Source organism: Pseudomonas sp. B16(2017) (assembly GCF_002113205.1).
Taxonomy (GTDB): Bacteria; Pseudomonadota; Gammaproteobacteria; order Pseudomonadales; family Pseudomonadaceae; genus Aquipseudomonas; species Aquipseudomonas pharyngis.
In genome coordinates, this window is record NZ_NEKA01000001.1 from 414,813 (window position 1) to 432,522 (window position 17,710).

The 17,710-nt window shown below is 60.8% G+C and carries 16 protein-coding genes; 8 read left to right on the forward strand and 8 right to left on the reverse strand.

The genetic code is table 11. The features are described 5' to 3' along the window. Nucleotides 1-44: 44 nt before the first annotated feature. The gene (gene hexR / locus CAG25_RS01945; RefSeq protein WP_007954250.1) at nucleotides 45-911 is read right to left on the reverse strand and encodes a transcriptional regulator HexR; all 867 of its coding nucleotides are present in this window, start codon (nucleotides 909-911) and stop codon (nucleotides 45-47) included. A 149-nt stretch (nucleotides 912-1,060) separates the two neighbouring features. Further along, a complete protein-coding gene (locus CAG25_RS01950) occupies nucleotides 1,061-3,934 on the reverse strand; it encodes a GGDEF domain-containing phosphodiesterase (protein WP_085612435.1) in 2,874 nt (957 codons plus the stop codon). 259 nt (nucleotides 3,935-4,193) lie between these two features. Between CAG25_RS01950 and uvrD the strand changes: the two genes are divergently transcribed. The 4 genes from uvrD (at nucleotide 4,194) to CAG25_RS01970 (ending at nucleotide 8,565) form a co-directional block, all read left to right on the forward strand. Then, on the forward strand, nucleotides 4,194-6,377 hold the full coding sequence (uvrD, locus tag CAG25_RS01955) for a DNA helicase II (protein ID WP_007954248.1): 2,184 nt from the start codon (nucleotides 4,194-4,196) through the stop codon (nucleotides 6,375-6,377). Between the two features lie 148 nt (nucleotides 6,378-6,525). After that, nucleotides 6,526-6,966 carry an EamA family transporter gene (locus CAG25_RS01960; RefSeq protein ID WP_064379739.1) on the forward strand — a complete coding sequence of 147 codons (441 nt, stop codon included), beginning with the start codon at nucleotides 6,526-6,528 and terminating at the stop codon, nucleotides 6,964-6,966. A gap of 175 nt (nucleotides 6,967-7,141) precedes the next feature. Continuing rightward, on the forward strand, nucleotides 7,142-8,020 hold the full coding sequence (locus tag CAG25_RS01965; RefSeq protein WP_085612436.1) for a Tim44 domain-containing protein: 879 nt from the start codon (nucleotides 7,142-7,144) through the stop codon (nucleotides 8,018-8,020). Between the two features lie 137 nt (nucleotides 8,021-8,157). Continuing rightward, nucleotides 8,158-8,565, forward strand: coding sequence for an SMI1/KNR4 family protein (locus CAG25_RS01970; RefSeq protein WP_007954245.1), 408 nt, complete (start codon nucleotides 8,158-8,160; stop codon nucleotides 8,563-8,565). Between the two features lie 22 nt (nucleotides 8,566-8,587). Here the strand turns inward: CAG25_RS01970 and CAG25_RS01975 are convergent, their stop codons facing one another. Next, nucleotides 8,588-10,351: a cation:proton antiporter gene (locus CAG25_RS01975; RefSeq protein WP_064379734.1), complete on the reverse strand. Its 1,764-nt coding sequence runs from the start codon at nucleotides 10,349-10,351 to the stop codon at nucleotides 8,588-8,590. 282 nt (nucleotides 10,352-10,633) lie between these two features. On the opposite strand from CAG25_RS01975, the gene CAG25_RS01980 reads away from it, so the two are divergent. Continuing rightward, nucleotides 10,634-11,116 carry an acyl-CoA thioesterase gene (locus CAG25_RS01980; RefSeq protein WP_003229693.1) on the forward strand — a complete coding sequence of 161 codons (483 nt, stop codon included), beginning with the start codon at nucleotides 10,634-10,636 and terminating at the stop codon, nucleotides 11,114-11,116. Between the two features lie 116 nt (nucleotides 11,117-11,232). Here the strand turns inward: CAG25_RS01980 and pdxY are convergent, their stop codons facing one another. Continuing rightward, nucleotides 11,233-12,105, reverse strand: coding sequence for a pyridoxal kinase PdxY (gene pdxY, locus CAG25_RS01985; RefSeq protein WP_064379732.1), 873 nt, complete (start codon nucleotides 12,103-12,105; stop codon nucleotides 11,233-11,235). A gap of 117 nt (nucleotides 12,106-12,222) precedes the next feature. Here pdxY and CAG25_RS01990 point away from each other — a divergent pair, with 117 nt between their 5' ends. Further along, nucleotides 12,223-12,636: a DUF3301 domain-containing protein gene (locus tag CAG25_RS01990; RefSeq protein WP_039765057.1), complete on the forward strand. Its 414-nt coding sequence runs from the start codon at nucleotides 12,223-12,225 to the stop codon at nucleotides 12,634-12,636. A 1-nt stretch (nucleotide 12,637) separates the two neighbouring features. On the opposite strand, the gene CAG25_RS01995 is transcribed toward CAG25_RS01990, so the two are convergent. Next, complete coding sequence (locus tag CAG25_RS01995; RefSeq protein ID WP_085612437.1) at nucleotides 12,638-13,609, reverse strand: GTP-binding protein; 972 nt, start codon at nucleotides 13,607-13,609, stop codon at nucleotides 12,638-12,640. Between the two features lie 24 nt (nucleotides 13,610-13,633). On the opposite strand from CAG25_RS01995, the gene CAG25_RS02000 reads away from it, so the two are divergent. Next, a complete protein-coding gene (locus CAG25_RS02000) occupies nucleotides 13,634-13,990 on the forward strand; it encodes an NADH:ubiquinone oxidoreductase (RefSeq protein ID WP_085612438.1) in 357 nt (118 codons plus the stop codon). A 4-nt stretch (nucleotides 13,991-13,994) separates the two neighbouring features. On the opposite strand, the gene CAG25_RS02005 is transcribed toward CAG25_RS02000, so the two are convergent. Then, nucleotides 13,995-14,645 (reverse strand): DUF1826 domain-containing protein, encoded by a 651-nt coding sequence (locus CAG25_RS02005; RefSeq protein ID WP_085612439.1) that lies wholly within the window; start codon nucleotides 14,643-14,645, stop codon nucleotides 13,995-13,997. Further along, nucleotides 14,645-15,850 (reverse strand): zinc metallochaperone GTPase ZigA, encoded by a 1,206-nt coding sequence (gene zigA / locus CAG25_RS02010; protein WP_085612440.1) that lies wholly within the window; start codon nucleotides 15,848-15,850, stop codon nucleotides 14,645-14,647. Before zigA ends, CAG25_RS02005 begins: the two co-directional genes overlap by 1 nt. Before the next feature lie 223 nt (nucleotides 15,851-16,073). Here zigA and CAG25_RS02015 point away from each other — a divergent pair, with 223 nt between their 5' ends. Continuing rightward, nucleotides 16,074-16,448 carry a glutamine synthetase gene (locus CAG25_RS02015; RefSeq protein WP_085612441.1) on the forward strand — a complete coding sequence of 125 codons (375 nt, stop codon included), beginning with the start codon at nucleotides 16,074-16,076 and terminating at the stop codon, nucleotides 16,446-16,448. On the opposite strand, the gene CAG25_RS02020 is transcribed toward CAG25_RS02015, so the two are convergent. Beyond that, complete coding sequence (locus CAG25_RS02020) at nucleotides 16,445-17,644, reverse strand: N-acetylmuramoyl-L-alanine amidase (RefSeq protein WP_085612442.1); 1,200 nt, start codon at nucleotides 17,642-17,644, stop codon at nucleotides 16,445-16,447. The genes CAG25_RS02015 and CAG25_RS02020 overlap by 4 nt on opposite strands. Nucleotides 17,645-17,710: the final 66 nt, after the last annotated feature.

Consider the following 17,710-nt stretch of genomic DNA (forward strand, 5'->3'; position numbering starts at 1 on the left):
GTCGGGGTTACAGGCAGATGAAGATTGCCTGCACCCCACAACAATCAGTCATCCAGCGCTTTCACCGATTTTGGCGACAGCCGCAAGCTGCGCAGGCTGCGCTTGACGCTCTTGAGGTGGTTGACCAGGCTCGGCCCGCGCGCCATGGCCACGCCCATCGCCAGCACGTCGATCACCACCAGGTGAGCGATACGCGAGGTCAGCGGGGTGTAGATTTCGGTGTCTTCGTGCACGTCAATCGCCAGGTTGACGGTCGACAGCTCGGCCAGCGGCGTCTGGCTCGGGCACAAGGTGATCAGTGACGCACCGCTCTCGCGAACGAGGTTGGCGGTGATCAGCAAATCTTTGGAACGGCCGGACTGGGAAATGCAGATCGCCACATCGGTCGGCTTCAGCGTCACCGCTGACATCGCCTGCATGTGCGGGTCGGAATACGCCGCTGCCGTCAGCAGCAGACGGAAGAACTTGTGCTGCGCATCCGCCGCCACCGCACCCGACGCACCAAAACCGTAGAACTCGACGCGCTGGGCCTGGGACATCAACGTCACCGCCCGTTGCAGCTCAAGAGGATCGAGCTTCTCGCGAACCTCCATCAGCGTGTGCAACGTGGTGTCGAAGATTTTCAGGCTGTAGTCGGCGACGGAATCGTCTTCATGGATCGCGAACTGACCAAAACTGGCGCCGGCCGCGAGACTTTGCGCGAGCTTGAGTTTCAGATCCTGGAAACCGGAGCAACCAATGGCACGGCAGAAGCGCACGATGGTCGGCTCGCTGATGCCGACGCTGTGGGCCAGGTCGGCCATGGAACTGTGCATCACTGCCGCAGGGTCAAGCAGCACGTGGTCGGCGACCTTGAGCTCCGACTTGCGTAACAGGTGACGTGACTGGGCGATGTGTTGCAGCAGATTCAAGGGGCTGGACTCTTGTTATGGAAAGATGTGCTTTGGCCAGATGCCAGGGATGTAGCAAGCTTGTAGTTATACTACATGAATCGGCTTTTTGCCTGCTCAATGCGTAACCGGATCCCCCCGGATCAGGCGACATGCGCTGCATGTAGCCCTTACAGCGGTTTTTCCTGTTCACGCAACAACGCGGCAAGGCCAACCGCCTCCACCGGACGACTGATCAGATAGCCCTGCACCTCATCGCAACCTTCAGCTTTCAGAAACGCCAGTTGCTCGGATCGCTCGACACCTTCGGCGACCACTTTAAGTGACAGCCCATGAGCCATCGCAATGATCGCCCGGGTGATCGCCGCGTCTTCGCTGCCCTCACCCAACCCGCGGATAAAGGCCTGATCGATCTTCACGTAATCCACCGGAATCCGCTTCAGATAGCTCAGCGATGAATAGCCGGTGCCAAAATCGTCGATGGCCAGTTTCACCCCCAGATCCCGCAACTGCTGGAACGTGGCGATGATGTGTTCGACGCTGTCGAGCAGCTGGCTTTCGGTCAGTTCCAGTTCGAGGTAGTGCGGCGCCAGGCCGGTTTCTTCCAGCACCTGGCGCACCAGACTGACCAGTTTGCCTTGGCGCAATTGATGCACCGACAGGTTCACCGAAACCCGGATCGGCGCCAGCCCCTGACGCTGCCATTCACACGCCTGCCAGCAGGCCTGACGCAGGACGAATTCGCCGATCGGCCCGATCAGCCCTGTTTCTTCGGCCAGACCGATGAAATCCCCCGGTGGCACCCGACCCATGGTCGGGTGATCCCAACGCACCAGCGCTTCGGCTGCATTGAGACGGCCGGTCGCCAGGCACAGTTTCGGTTGATAGAAGACGTTGAGCTGCTTGTCCTCGATGGCTTTGCGCAGCTGGTTTTCCAGTTGCAGGCGCTCCAGCGTGCTGGCCTGCAGACTGTCGGTGTAGAACTGGAAGTTGTTGCCGCCCAGGTGCTTGGCATGTTGCATGGCCATGTTCGACTGGCTGACCAGCGCGGAAATCTCCCGGGCGTTGTCCGGTAGCATGCTGATGCCCATCGAGGCGCTGACTACCAGCTCATGCCCTTCCACGGTCAACGGCAGGCGCAGCTTGCTCGACAGTCGCGTGGCGACCCGCGCCAGGCTCGACAGGTTGCCGTAGGCGTCGAACAGTACCGCGAACTCATCGCCGGACAGCCGGGCGATGGTGTCGGCTTCCGGAAGAGCATTGACCAGACGCCGGGACATTTTTTGCAGCAACTGGTCGGCAATCTCGTGGCCAAGGCTGTCGTTGAGCAGCTTGAAGCGATCCAGATTGATGTGCAGCAGCGCCAGACTCCGGCGCCCGCCCTGCCGCACGCGCTGATGGGCTTCGTGCAGGCGTTCGCGGAACAGCGAGCGATTGGCCAGGCCAGTGAGCTCGTCGTAGTGGGTCAGGTAGCGCATGCGCTCTTCGGATTCGCGGCGCGCCGACAGATCGGCGAAGAAACCGACGATATGGCTCACATTTCCCCGACTGTCGCGCACGGCATTCAGTTGCAGCCACTGCGGATACAGCTCGCCGTTCTTGCGGGTTTCCACCAGTTCGCCCTGCCAGCTGCCGTGCTGCTCCAGCGCGTGGCGGATCGCGACGTAATGACGGCGGGCGTCGCGACTGCACGGCAGTTCGACAACGTTGCGTCCGAGCATGTCGTCGATGTCATACCCGGTGACCCGGCTGAAAGCCTGATTGATGGCGATCAGCGAGTAATTCGGATCGAGAATCACGATGCCTTCGCTGGCAGCCTCGAACACCGTCGCCGCCAATTGCTGCTGGGCTTCCAGACTTTTGCTGACGCTGATGTCGCGGCGGGTGCCGACCATGCGGATGACCCGGCCGTTCTCGTCACGCTCCACTGCGCGTCCACGGTCTTCGATCCAGACCCAGTGGCCGTCGCCATGGCGCACGCGGTATTCGATCTGATAATCCTCGGTGCGCCCCTTCAAGTGCTCGATCAGCGCGCGCTTGAGCGGCGGCACATCTTCCGGGTGCAGCCGGGGCCGCAGATGCCTGAGCAGCCCGGTGACGTATTGCGGGTCAAGGCCGAACAGTTCCTGAATCTGTGTGTGGTGAACCTCGTCGGTCTGCAGGTTCCAGTCCCACAGCCCCAGCTCACTGGCCTTCAACGCCAGGGCCAGGCGCGCCTCGCTTTTGCTCAGCGCCTGGTTGGCGACGTCCAGCTCTCGGCTGCGCTGGGCGACCCGGTCCTCCAGCTCGACCTGCGCCTCGCGCAGCTTGCCCTCGGCGCAACGCCGCTGCTCGATTTCCTTCGCCAGCTCCTGATTGAGCTGTTCGCTGCGGGTTTGCGTTTGTTGCAGGTGCTCGATCAGGTGCTGGTTCTGGAAGCGCCGCAGCAAACCGCGATCGATCAGCCGATTGACCTGCCACGCCACCACGCTCAGGGAGCCGAGCAGGATCAGCCCGAGCCAGCCCCAACCCCGCGCCAGTTCGTCACCGCCCCAGAACAGGTAGCCGATGGCCGGCAGCAGGCACGGCAAGGTAAAGGAAAGAAACGCCGGAATGCTCACGGCGTAGGCCACGCTGGCCGACAGGGTTGCGGCGCCGATCAGGCCGAACACCCAGGCCTGCTGCATGAAGTTGTCGGCCGGGACCAGGGCGATGCCGGCGCCGGCCAGGGTCAGGCCGGTCATGCTCGAGCCGAGCAGGAACATGCGCCCCCAGATCGGCTGGGCCTGGCGATCGGGAATCGCCGAGTCGAACGCGGCGACCTGAATCACCCGCAACGCCACCAGCGACAACAGCCACACCAGCCAGACGCTGACCACGAAGTAACGCTGCGGGCTCCAGAGCAGAGCGGCGCAGACCAGACCGTTGATCAACATGAACAGGGTGGGCAACAGCGAACCCTGATAAAGAAGGCGCGTGCGCTCGACCGCCATCTGGGTGGCGTAAAGCTTGCGGATCACCCGAGGTTCCACAGAGGGGCCCGACAGGTCGAAGCTGAGGGTCATAGGCAACGTTCTTGTTCTTATAAGTGTGAGCATGCGCCCGGAAACGTGGACGGAGCATACACAAGCCGAACCACTTGCCAAACTGCCCCAGATCATAATTTCACCGAAACTTTTCCGCCGCCCAGCCCCCACCAAAGCCCTGAGCTCAGGCGGGCCAACGCCTGTAGCCGGTGACCGACCGGTCGTCACGGGCGGCACTTTCATCGGCTAATGCAAAGCTCGGTTTGCCCGGGCCTGCGGCGCACCCTAGAATGCCCCGATGCGCGATGATCTCTCCCTTCTGCTGAACTCCCTCAACGATGCCCAACGCCAGGCCGTAGCGGCTCCCGTTGGTCGTCAATTGGTCCTGGCCGGTGCCGGCTCCGGCAAAACCCGAGTGCTGGTGCACCGTATCGCCTGGTTGATCCAGGTCGAGAACGCCTCGCCCCACTCTATTCTGTCGGTGACCTTCACCAACAAGGCCGCTGCCGAGATGCGTCACCGCATCGAGCAGTTGTTGGGCATCAACCCGGCCGGCATGTGGGTCGGCACCTTCCACGGCCTGGCGCACCGCCTGTTGCGGGCGCACTGGCAGGAAGCCGGGCTGAGCCAGACCTTCCAGATTCTCGACAGCGACGACCAGCAACGCTTGGTCAAGCGGGTGATCCGCGAGCTGGGGCTGGACGAGCAACGCTGGCCGGCCCGTCAGGCCCAATGGTTCATCAACGGGCAGAAAGACGAAGGTCTGCGTCCGCAACACATTCAAGCCAGCGGCGATCTGTTCCTGGCGACGATGCGCGGCATTTATGAAGCCTACGAGGCGGCATGCCAGCGGGCCGGCGTCATCGATTTCTCCGAACTGCTGCTGCGCGCCCTCGACCTGTGGCGCGACCACCCGGGCCTGTTGGCGCACTACCAGAAGCGTTTCCGACACATTCTGGTGGACGAATTCCAGGACACCAACGCCGTGCAGTACGCCTGGCTGCGTCTGTTGGGCAAGGGCGGCGACAGCCTGATGGTGGTCGGCGACGACGACCAGTCGATCTACGGCTGGCGCGGCGCAAAAATCGAAAACATCCACCAGTACTCTTCCGACTTCCCGGACTCGGTGACCATCCGTCTGGAGCAGAACTACCGCTCCACGGCCGGCATCCTGAAAGCCGCCAACGCCCTGATCGCCAACAACACCGGGCGTCTGGGCAAAGAGCTGTGGACCGATGGTGGCGACGGCGAAGCCATCAACCTCTACGCCGCGTTCAACGAACACGATGAAGCGCGCTACGTTGTCGAAACCATCGAAAGCGCGCTGAAAACCGGCCTGGCTCGCAGCGATATCGCGATTCTCTACCGCTCCAACGCCCAATCGCGCGTTTTGGAAGAAGCCTTGCTGCGTGAACGCATTCCGTACCGCATCTATGGCGGCCAGCGCTTCTTCGAGCGGGCGGAAATCAAGAACGCCATGGCCTACCTGCGTTTGCTGGAAGGTCGCGGCAACGATGCAGCGCTGGAACGGGTGATCAACGTCCCGGCGCGCGGCATCGGCGAGAAAACCGTCGAAGCGATCCGCGATCATGCACGCCACAGCGATGTGTCGATGTGGGAAGCCATGCGCCAGCTGGTGGCCAACAAAGGCCTGACCGGTCGCGCCGCCGGTGCACTCGGTGCGTTTATCGAGCTGATCGAGAACCTCGCCGCCAAGTGCGCCGAGATGCCGTTGCACCTGATGACCCAGACCGTCATCGAGCAATCCGGACTGATCGCCTACCACGAAGCGGAAAAAGGCGAGAAAGGCCAGGCCCGGGTAGAAAACCTTGAGGAACTGGTCAGCGCCGCGCGCAACTTCGAGAATACCGAAGAAGACGAAGAACTGACGCCACTGGCGGCGTTCCTCGGCCACGCCTCGCTGGAGGCCGGCGACACCCAGGCCGACGAGCACGAAGACAGCATTCAGTTGATGACCCTGCACAGCGCCAAGGGCCTGGAATTCCCTTACGTGTTCCTGGTGGGCATGGAAGAAGGCCTGTTCCCGCACAAGATGAGCCTGGAAGAACCGGGGCGCCTTGAGGAGGAGCGGCGACTGGCCTATGTCGGCATTACCCGGGCGATGCAGAATCTTGTGATGACCTATGCTGAAACCCGACGCCTGTACGGCAGTGAAACCTACAACAAGGTGTCGCGTTTCGTACGGGAAGTACCGAAGGGTCTGATTCAGGAAGTGCGTCTGTCCAACAGCGTCAGCCGGCCGTTCGGCGGCAACCAGTCGATGGGCGGCAGCAACCTGTTCAGCGGCAGCGAGATTCCGGAAACCGGCCTGAGCCTTGGCCAGGCTGTCCGGCACTCGATCTTCGGCGACGGCGTGATCCTCAACTTCGAAGGCGCCGGCGCCCAGGCCCGGGTGCAGGTGAACTTCGCCGAAGGCAGCAAGTGGCTGATGCTCGGGTACGCGAAGCTGGAAGCCATTTAAGGGCAGCCCGTCGTTGCTCATCATTCCCACGCTCTGTGTGGGAATGCATCCCGTGGCGCTCTGCGTCACTGTGGACGCGGAGCGTCCATGGCGGCGTTACCACGCAGAGCGTGGGAACGATCGGACACGAACACTGGAGGCAACACCCATGGGCTCGGGCTTCTTTTCTTCGTGGACGTTCTGGGCCCTGCTCTCGGCCACTTTCGCCGCGCTGACGGCCATCTTCGCCAAGATCGGCATAGAAAACGTCAACTCCGACTTCGCCACCCTGCTGCGCACAATCGTCGTATTGGTCAGCCTGGCCTTGATTTTGTACGCCACGGGCCAATATCAGTCCTTGGGATCGATCTCCGCCAAGAGCTACCTGTTCCTGCTGTTGTCCGGGCTGGGTACTGGCGCTTCGTGGCTGTGCTACTTCCGGGCGTTGAAAGTCGGACCGGCATCTCTGGTTGCCCCGGTGGACAAACTCAGCGTGGTCTTCGTGGCGGTGCTCGGTGTGATCCTGCTGGGTGAGAAACTCGACCTGCGCCAGTGGGGCGGCATTGGCCTGATCACCGCTGGTGTGGTGATGCTGGCCTTGCGGCGCTGATCCATTTCCTGCTGAACCTATCTCCTTTTCCTACAGACAAAAGTACATGGCCTTATTGCCCCGACCGAGCTGAACGTAACCTGTCAGGCAAAAGCCCGAAACACTCTCTCGCTAGCCAGTAACACTTCAGCTGTGCAACATGGCGCGCGTGTCTCCACAAACGGGAATTCCCTTTATGAAACGTTTTCTTAGCATCGCCATGGCGTTGTGCATCGGCCTGACGATGAGCCTCGACGCCAACGCCAAGCGCTTTGGTGGTGGCAAAAGTGCCGGCGCTGCGCCGACACACCAGACCAGCCAGATGGCTCCTTCTTCCCCAGGCATGGGCGGCGCTGCGGCGACCGCTGGTGCTGCCGGTGCCGCGGGCGCTGCGGCCAAGGCCGGCGGCGCTTCGAAATGGCTCGGCCCTCTGGCCGGCATCGCTGCCGGTGGCCTGCTCGCTTCCATGTTCATGGGCGGCGGCTTCGAAGGCATGCAGATCTTCGACATCCTGATCATGGCCGTGATCGCGTTCGTGATCTTCCGATTCATTGCCGCCCGTCGCCGCAAACAGCAGGAGCAGTTCGCTCCGGCCGGCGCGCCGATGCAGCGTGAAGTGTTCGAACAGAAACCAGCGGCGATGGGTTCGATCTTCGGTGGTTCGGCGGCTCCCGCTGCCGCTCGTCCGGTGATCAACGCACCGGCCTGGTTCAACGAACAGCGCTTCCTTGAAGCCGCCCGCAGCCACTTCCAGGCGCTGCAGCAGCACTGGGACGCCAACGAAATGGACAAGATCGCCGAGTTCGTGACCCCGCAGATGCTCGAGTTCCTCAAGCGCGAGCGCGCGGAACTGGGCGACGCGTTCCAGTCCACCTACATCGACAACCTCCAGGTACAACTGGATGGCGTGGATGACCGTGCGGACAAGACCATCGCTACCCTGACCTTCAACGGCGTGTCGAAGACTTCGCGTTTCGACCAGCAGGGCGAAGTGTTCAGCGAAAGCTGGAACATGGAACGTCCACAGGGTGACAACCAGCCTTGGCTGGTCGCCGGTATCCGCCAGAACGGCTGATCACCTTCGACGTTTTACTCGCTGCAATAAAACCCCGGCCTCGGCCGGGGTTTTCTATTTCGCGGTTGCATCTATAGCGAGCTACTGTATAAACCGGCCCATATGAACCGCGCCATTCAAGCAAGAGGATCCCGGACGTGGAAGAAATCATCGAACAACTGCGCGAAGCCAACGAACCCGTACCGGTTCCTTTGGAATTGCCCGACGAAGACCAGTTGGTGGAAATCGAAGAAGAACTCTTCATCAACATCCCGTTCGTCTTCAAAGAGTTTCTGCTGACCGTCAGCGACGTGGTTTACGGCAGTCTGGAGCCGGTGACCGTCACCGACCCGCAATCCCACACCTACCTGCCGGACGTCGCCGCCAACGCCTGGGATGCCGGCGTGCCGCGCGACCTGATCCCGATCTGCCAGGACGGTGACGACTACTACTGCGTCGAAGAAGACGGCACCGTGGTGCTGTGGTCCGGCGAAGAAGAACTGATCACCGAAGAGTCCTGGGAATCGGTCTGGCACTGGGCGCGGGACGTCTGGCTGGAAAGCTGACACGCCCCGCCTCGATTGGTGGTCAGTGCCCCGACGGCTCCTTGTGGTTGTCGAGGGTTTCCAGCAAGGCCACCTGCATCCGCGTGTGCACCCGGATGAACCAGCGCCAGAGCAGCGCCGCCACGGCGGCAGCGACCACGGCGATCAGCACCAGCAACTTGTTGGTCGGCAAGATACTGGCCGACAAGGCTGCCAGCAGCAGGAAAATCACCAGCAGCGAGATGATCGGGATCACTTCGGCGATCACCCGGCGCACTCGCTGCGTGTGACGCCCGGCCATTTCCGGCTTCACGCCCATCTCCGCCAGCAGCATCGACAGCGCCTTGAGCTTGCGATAGGCCGCGATCAGGAACGGCAGCGACACCAGCAACGCCCCGCCCCAGATCAACGCTTTCTGCCAGCTCGGATCACTGATCCAGTCCTGCATCCAGATCGAGAGGCGCCCGGCAAAGAAAGCCCCGGCAAAGAAGATCGCGATCACCAGCGCCAGATTGACCCCGACCTGCAGCAGGATTCGCCGGATCATCGAGGCCAGCATCGCGCCCTCACCCTGCGGCTGAATGCTGCGCAGCCATTCGCCGTACATTCCGAACACTCGACCCAGGCGTTGCGGCATGGCGGCGGACAGCTTGATCGACAGCGGATCGGCAGCCCGAATCAGGTACGGTGTCAGCAACGTGGTAATCACCGAAACCGCCACGGCCACCGGATAGAGAAAGTTGCTGGTGACCTGCAGAGTCATCCCCAGCGCCGCGATGATGAAAGAAAATTCGCCAATCTGTGAAAGTCCCATCCCGACCCGCAGTGAGGTTCGCCCGTCATTGCCGGCGATAAACGCACCGAGCCCGCACGACAGCATCTTGCCCAGCACCACGGCGACCGTGATCACCGCGATCGGCCACGCGTACTGCAGCAGGATCATCGGGTCGAGCATCAGGCCGATGGCGACGAAGAAGATTGCGCTGAAGAGGTCGCGAACCGGCTCGATCAGGCGCTCGATTTTCAGCAGTTGCCGCGACTCGGCCATGATCGCGCCGATCAGGAACGCCCCCAGCACCATGCTGTACTCAAGCTTGACCACCAACAGGCAGAAACCGAAACACAGGCCCAGCACCGTAATCAGCAGCATCTCGTTGCTTTCGAATTTGGCGACGTAAGCCAACAGACGCGGCACCAGCAGGATGCCGACCACCAGGGCGACAATCATGAACAGAGAGAGCTTGCCGACAGTGGAAAACACTTCGCCGGAACTCACCGTGCCGCTGACGGCGATGCTCGACAACAAGGCGATGATGCCAATGCCGAGAATGTCCTCGACGATCAGCACGCCGAAGATAAGCTGCGCGAAGCGCTCGTTTTTCATCTTCAGGTCGTTGAGCGCCTTGACGATGATGGTGGTCGAGGAAATCGCCAGGATCGCGCCGAGGAACAGCGAATCCATGGTGTTCCAGTCGAACCAGCGGCCGATTTCGTAGCCGATCCAGATCATCAGGACAATTTCGAGGAATGCCGCGATGAATGCCGTGGCACCGACCTTGAACAGTTTGCGCAGGCTGAACTCCAGGCCCAGGCAGAACATCAGGAAAATCACCCCCAGCTCGGCGAGGGTCTTGATGGTTTCTTCATCGTGGATCAGGCCGAACGGCGGTGTATGCGGGCCGATGATGAAACCGGCGACGATGTAGCCGAGCACTACCGGCTGCTTGAAGCGATGGAACAGCACGGTCACCACACCTGCGACCAACATGATCACCGCCAGATCCTGAATAAAGCTGATGGCATGCATGGTGTGGGCTCCTTGAATGACGAGGCTCACGCAGGCATCGGAAATGTCTGGGTGAGCTGAGTAAAAATCCGCTTTGGGTGTAGGAATCGCCCTTGGGGAGGCGCTTTTGCAGGGTAACACCGCGACTTCCGGCTGAAAGGCGGTGCAATATATGGAAACAGATCGATTCGGGCGTGACGGCGGCCAGTTGCCTGGCGTCCCGATAACGGTGCTTTTGAAAAGCGACCAGGCACCCGCAGAGGTGTTTCTTCCAGCAACCCTGCCTTGACCCGTGAGAACGTTATGGAACCCGGAAACGCCCAGCTGTCGATGACGGTACTGATGACCCCCGACATGGCCAACTTCTCTGGCAATGTCCACGGCGGCACCCTGCTCAAATACCTCGACGAAGTGGCCTACGCCTGCGCCAGCCGTTATGCCGGCCGCTACGTGGTGACCCTGTCGGTGGATCAGGTGATTTTCCGCGAGCCGATCCATGTCGGCGAACTGGTGACCTTCCTGGCGTCGGTGAACTACACCGGCAACACCTCGATGGAAGTCGGCATCAAAGTGGTGACCGAGAACATCCGCGAGCGCTCGGTGCGCCACACCAACAGCTGCTTCTTCACCATGGTCGCGGTGGACGATCAGCGCAAACCCGCCGCCGTACCGCCGCTGCAACCGCAGAACAGCGAAGACAAGCGCCGCTACATGCAGGCGCAGCAGCGCCGGCAGATTCGTCAGGAGCTGGAAAAGCGCTATCAGGAAATCAAGGGCGACGCCTGATCAGCCCTTCGATCTACGGCGCTCTGTAGATAGCTTTCGCGAGCAAGCCCGCTCCCACATTTGGAATGCGTTCCCCCTGTGGGAGCGGGTTTGCTCGCGAATGGGGCGACGCGGTCTTACAGGCTGATCGGCGTGGCTTCGAATTTCACCCGCGGATGCGCAATCCGGTCCTGCGCCCGCACAAGTTGCAGCTCGTAACTGGCGCAGGCCTGGGTTTCCAGGAGCACTTCATGAACCGCTGCTGCGGTGAATTCAAAAGCCGCCACCAGGCTGTCACCGAGCAGCACTCTCGCCAGGAACAGACCGGACGTCAGATCGCCCACCCCCACCGGCTGACGCGGAAACGCCAGCAGCGGACGCCGCAAATGCCAGCTGCCCTCGGCCGTCACCAGCAACATTTCAAAGCCATCCGCCGGTTTACCCGGATAATCCAGATGCTTGACCAGCACCGCTTTCGGCCCACGCGCCAGAAGCGCCCGCGCCATCGCCAGGCAATCGAACAGCGACTGCGGCTTGCGCCCGGAGAAGCTGTCCAGCTCCAACTGGTTCGGGCACATGAAATCCGCAACGGCAGCGGCTTCGTCCAACAGAAAATCACTGACTTCAGCAGGAACGCTGCAGCCCTTTTCCGGATGCCCCATCACCGGGTCGCACAGATAAAGGGCTTTCGGGTTGGCCGCCTTGATCCGCTCGATGCCACTGAGAATCGCCCGCCCCTGCGCCGCACTGCCGAGATAGCCGGACAGCACCGCGTCGCAATTGCCCAGCTCACCGATGGCGGCAATGCCCTCGACCAGCTCGGGGATCCGGTGCGGTGCCAGCACTTCACCGGCCCACTGGCCGTACTGGGTGTGGTTGGAGAACTGCACCGTATTGAGCGGCCAGACATTCACCCCGACCCGCTGCATCGGAAAAACCGCAGCGCTGTTGCCGGCGTGGCCGAACACCACATGGGACTGGATGGCGAGCAGATGAGGCGTACGTTTCATTCGGGTTTTTCCGTAAAACGATTGAAATTCAAGCCGCGCAGTATGCGACGAAACGCAGCCTGTACGACAGACCGGCGACGCAGTTAAGCTGACGCCATCATTTGGAGTTTCGTATTGATGCTCACCCTGGAAAACATTTTCGTGCTGATGCTGTTCGCCGCCGCCGGTGCGTGGCTCTGGCACAACCACGGCTTGCGCGAGCGGGCGCTGGAGCGGGTTAAACAGCATTGCGTGAATGTCGGCGTCGAGTTGCTCGACGGTAACGTGGCGCTAAAGAAGATCGGCCTGATCAAGGACGCCAGCGGTCGGCGACGTCTGGCCCGGGTCTACAATTTCGAATTTACCGTGACCGGCGAAACCCGGCACAACGGCACCATCACCCAGTTCGGTGCGCACAGCGCGCAGATCGAACTGGCGCCCTACCCGGCGCCATTTGATGACACGCCGCCCGTGGTGGAAGTGACCAAGCCGCGTGGTGAAGTGATCGAGCTGAGCCAGTGGCGTCAGGAGCACACCAAGTGGAAGCCTTGAATCAGCTCGCCTGAAGCCGACACCGGGCCAGCCCGGCCTGTAATTCACCAACCGCCTGCGGCTCGTCGAAAATCAGCTCGATCCGGCAATCCTTGCGCCATTCACTGGGCAGCCAGCTGAGCTCGGCATTGTCCAGCGCATTGGCTGACTGCCAGCCGACCGGGCTGTGAATCACCAGTTTGGCCCGGCGCCAGTTCAGGCTTTTCAGCCATTGGGTTATCCCCGACACATCGAACACCTGGCTCGGATGCCAGCGCCAACCGATGCTCCAGCCACCCTCCTGCGCCTGACTCAGGCAGATCGGCAACGCCGGATCGCTCCAGATGGCCGGGATTTGTGCCAGCCCCTGAGGCACGACCAACTTATCAACACCTGCCTGCGCCTGTACGGCCAGCCCCGGCAGCTCGCTGAGCGACAACATCGCCTGTTGCGTCCAGATCAGTCTGACAGGCGGCAACTGTCGGGTGATTCGCTCACGCGTGGGCTCGTCGAGGTTTTCCGCCTTGTTCAACAGCAGCAGGCCTGCGCTGTACAAGGTTTCCTGCTGCGCGTCCGGCAGCGGTTTGCCCGCGGCAAGGGCCTGGGCGTCCAGCACCAGCACGCAAGGTTGTACGGCGAGTACGCCTTGCCACGGCGCCTCGTTCAGCTGCTTCAGCAACTGTGCCGGATGTCCGAGCCCGGATGGCTCGATGAACAAGCGATCCGGCCGCGCCTTGCGCAATAAACGCCCCAGACCAATCTGGAACGGCGCACCGTTCACGCAACACAAACAGCCCCCGGCCACTTCGCCCAGTGCGATACCATCGGCGTCGCGGGTCAACAGCGCCGCGTCGAGCCCGATCTGACCGAACTCGTTGATCAGCACCGCCCAGCGCTCGCCCGCCGGTCGCTGGGCCATGAGCTGGCGGATCAGGCTGGTCTTGCCCGCGCCCAAGGGGCCGGCGATGACGTGGGTGGGAATGTTCTGCAACATGATCAAGATTTCTGGAGGTCGAAGATGCGGTGGATGGGATGGTCGTTGCTGCTGACGCTGGTGTCGGGCGAGGCTTTGGCCCAGGCCTGCGTGGTGCACAGCCAGGCGGAGCGGCTCGACGTGAAAGTCTGCCAGCAGAACCGCAACATCCCGGAGAAACTGTTCAACGACGGCTTCTGCCAGCCGACCCTGGCCGGGCAGAAAGTCGAGGTTCAATACGCCGACCAGTGCCCCGCCGGCGCGTTCGGCGTGTGCAGCAACGCGCAAGTCGCCAATATGCCTTATCGCCAGGATATCCACTATTACGGCATAGCCACCGATGCGGCGTATTTGCAGCCCTATTGCGAGGGCCAGAGCCAGGGGAAGTGGCTCAAGCCCTGAGGCGCTATCCAAGCCAGTCGAGGGTCAGCAGCAGTCGCCGCTCTCCCGGCGTCGGTTGTGGCGAGCGATGGATCAGGCCGAAACCTTCGTTGCCGTGCCATTTTTCGCCCTTGAGCAATGCCACTTCGCCGCGATTCAATTGCTGAATCCGTGACGCTTCCTGCGGCTCGGCTTGCGGATTTCCCAGTTGCCGACGATCCATTTCCCCTTCCCTGAGCCATTCGCTGCCGACGCCTGCGTACGTGGTGATCAACCGCACCGGCACATGATCGACGTGAAAACGCGGACACATGGCCTTGTCCAATACCCGCAAGCGCAAGCCGATTCGCCGCGCGCCCAGCAGGCAGGCGAAGGCACTGACCAGCCATTTCAAGTCGGCGATAAACCCTTCGTAGCCTTCCAGATCGCGAAAGCCGCTGGCCAATCCCGTGAGATCCGGTTCTGCGTCTTCGTCCGGCAATTCCAGGCACAGTGCCTCGGCGTAGGGTTCGTTCAGAGACAACAACAAGTCCGCAAACTCGGCAATGTGCAGCGGAAGCTGCCGTTGCCAGACCGCGAGGTTGATCTCGTCGTCAAGAATGTCCGCCAGCGCCTGCGGGGTCTGGCCGAACGATTGATGACGTGTACTGCCTGGCAGAGGTTTCAGGGCGAGCATCAGGCCACCTCGTCGTGCCAGGAGCCAAACGGATCGGTCAGTTGAAGCCAGCCTTGAGTACCGAGCGCCATTTCATCATCGGTCAGCAGGCAATCATCCAGTTCCGACGACAGCTGTGCGAAATCGATGTTCTGCCCGATAAACACCAGCTCCTGACGACAGTCGCCTACGCTGGCGATCCAGTTTTCCATGATCGCGGCGGTACTTTCCTGATCCTGCGGCCACTGTTCTTTCGGCACGAAGCGCCACCAGCGCCCGGCGAAACCATGGCGCATCAAGCCACCTGCCTGGGACCAGCTACCGGCGTCCGTGGGTTTGCTGGCCAGCCAGAAGAAGCCTTTGGAGCGCAGCAGTTTGCCGTTTACCCAAGGGCGATCGATGAAGTCGAAGAAACGCTGCGGATGAAAGGGCCGGCGCGCCCGATAGGCCGTGGATGCGATGCCGTACTCCTCGGTTTCCGGCACATGTTCGCCACGCAATTCCTGCAACCAGCCCGGGGCCTGGGCGGCCTTTTCGAAGTCGAAACGACCGGTATTGAGAATTTTCTCCAGCGGTACCTCACCCATGACCATCGGAATGATCTCGGCCTGAGCGTTGAGGCGTCTGAGAATGGCCATCAACTCTTCCCGCTCGCGGCTGCTGATCAGGTCGATCTTGCTGATCAACAGGACGTCGGCGAATTCGATCTGCTCGATCAGAAGATCGGTGATCGAGCGCTCATCCTCTTCACCGAGGAATTCGCCACGGGAGGCGAGGTTTTCAGCGGCCTGGTAGTCCGGCAGGAAGCTCATACCGTCGACTACAGTGACCATGGTGTCGAGGCGTGCGATGTCGGCGAGGCTTTGCCCCTGCTCATCACGGAAGGTGAATGTCTCGGCCACTGGCAGCGGCTCGGAGATTCCAGTGGACTCGATCAGCAAATAGTCGAAGCGGCCTTCGCGGGCCAACTGACTGACCTCTTCCAGAAGGTCTTCACGTAACGTACAGCAGATACAGCCATTGCTCATTTCGACGAGCTTCTCTTCAGCACGGTTCAGGCTGACATCACGCTGGACTTCGCTGCCATCGATGTTGATCTCGCTCATATCGTTGACGATAACGGCGACGCGCAAATCATCTCTGTTACGTAGTACGTAATTCAAAAGTGTACTTTTTCCGGCGCCGAGAAAGCCGGACAAAACGGTCACGGGAAGTCGGGAAGACATTGGATAAACCTCATCAGACGGTCGCTAAACAGCGCTGGAGGCTCTCGGGGCGAGCGTTCTTGGGCTTCGATGGGGTCACCAAGGAAACGGACGCTTGAAATGGAAGCCACAGAAAGCCTTGTCCGATGAATGTTATAGTATAACAACAAAGTCAATCCACTCTCTTCTTGCCCAAACTGACAAAGGGCCGGAAGCTGTAATCAGGTCGTCGCCGAGTTACGTCATGAAAACCGCGTTGAAATACTCGTTTATCTGCCTGGCATTGCTAGCGGTTAATGCCAAAGCACAACTGCCGGGGCTCGCCAATTGCACGCGCAGCGCGAACTTGTTGGCGTGCATCGATGGCAACGGCAACGCCTACAGCGTCAACACCGTCGGCAGCACGATGTACCTGCGTGGATTTGAAAAAGCGGGAAACCGCTATTGGGCGCAAACCAACAGCCGCTATGGGCAACTGACCTTCTTCACCGGCATCGCTTCCGATGGGGAAGCCTGGGTTGGCTACAACCGGCGCGTGGGCTGGACGACGATCAACCGGTTTTCCAGCTCAGGCGGCAGCAGTGCGAAGTTCACCTGCAGCCGGATCACTGGCTGCTAAACCCGCGACCCTTTCTGCTCTTGTAGCCAGGCCATGTAGCTGTCGACAGGTGGATTCTTCTGGAAATAACGCTGCAACCCCTCAAACAAACCGTCTGCCACGGCTTGCTGATGACGCGCGGTCACCAAGCGCTGACTGTCCCGCGCGTTGGAAATGAACCCGGTTTCCACCAGGATTGACGGCACATCCGGCGATTTCAGAACGGCAAATCCAGCCTGTTCCACGCGCTTTTGGTGCAGCGTGGTGATGCCGGCCAGACTGCCCAGCACTGTGCTTCCGAGTTGTAGACTGGCGGCGATGGTTGCATTCATCGACATGTCGAGGATCACGCCAGCGAGCATCGGGTCCTTGTCTTTGAGATTGAGCAGGCTGGTTGCACCGAGCAGATCCACACCGTTCTCACGCTGCGCCATGAACCGCGCGGTGGCGGACGTAGCGCCACCTTCGGATAAGCAGTACACCGACGCCCCGGAAGCCGTCAGACGCGGTGCAGCATCGGCATGCACCGAGATGAACATGTCAGCCTTGTGCTGACGCGCGATCTCCACACGCTTGCGTAACGGGACGAAGAAGTCGTCATTACGCACCAGCTTCACATCAAAGCCTTTCTCTCGCTTAAGCCGACGTGCAAGCAATTGCGCAATGGACAAAACCACATCCTTTTCACGCTCGCCCTTGGCGCCAATTGCACCCGGATCTTTTCCTCCATGCCCTGGGTCCACCACCACCATGACGTCGCGCTTGGGGTGAGATTTTTCCTGAGGTGTTTCACGTGGAACGCTCGCAGGCAACCCCGGTGATGCACTCATCAAGTCCAAAACCAGACGGTGCCCTTGCCCATCTTGAGGCGCCAGCAAGAATGAATTGAGCTGAACCGGGCTGCTTAAATCCAGCACGATCCGGGTGTTCCCTTGGCCAAAATGGCCGGAGCGAATCGAATGAATAGGGGTGCCGGATAAGGCCAACTGGCTGAAATCTCCATTCAGGCTGGCACCGCTCAAATCGATGATCAATCGTTCCGGTGCACTCAAGGTAAACGTTTTGTAGCTCACGGGACCACTCAGATCGAACACCAGCCGAAGCTTGTCATCCGAACGCCAGAGCCGCGCATTGCGTATCTGCGTGGCGGACACCGAAAAAGGCAAAACAAAGGCCGCGCTGGCCAGCATCAGGTTGAGCAAATGGCGTCTGTGCATATGAAAGCCTGTTCATGAAAAAGGCATCGTGGTTTGAATTGTTATAATGTAACATTAAATTCAATC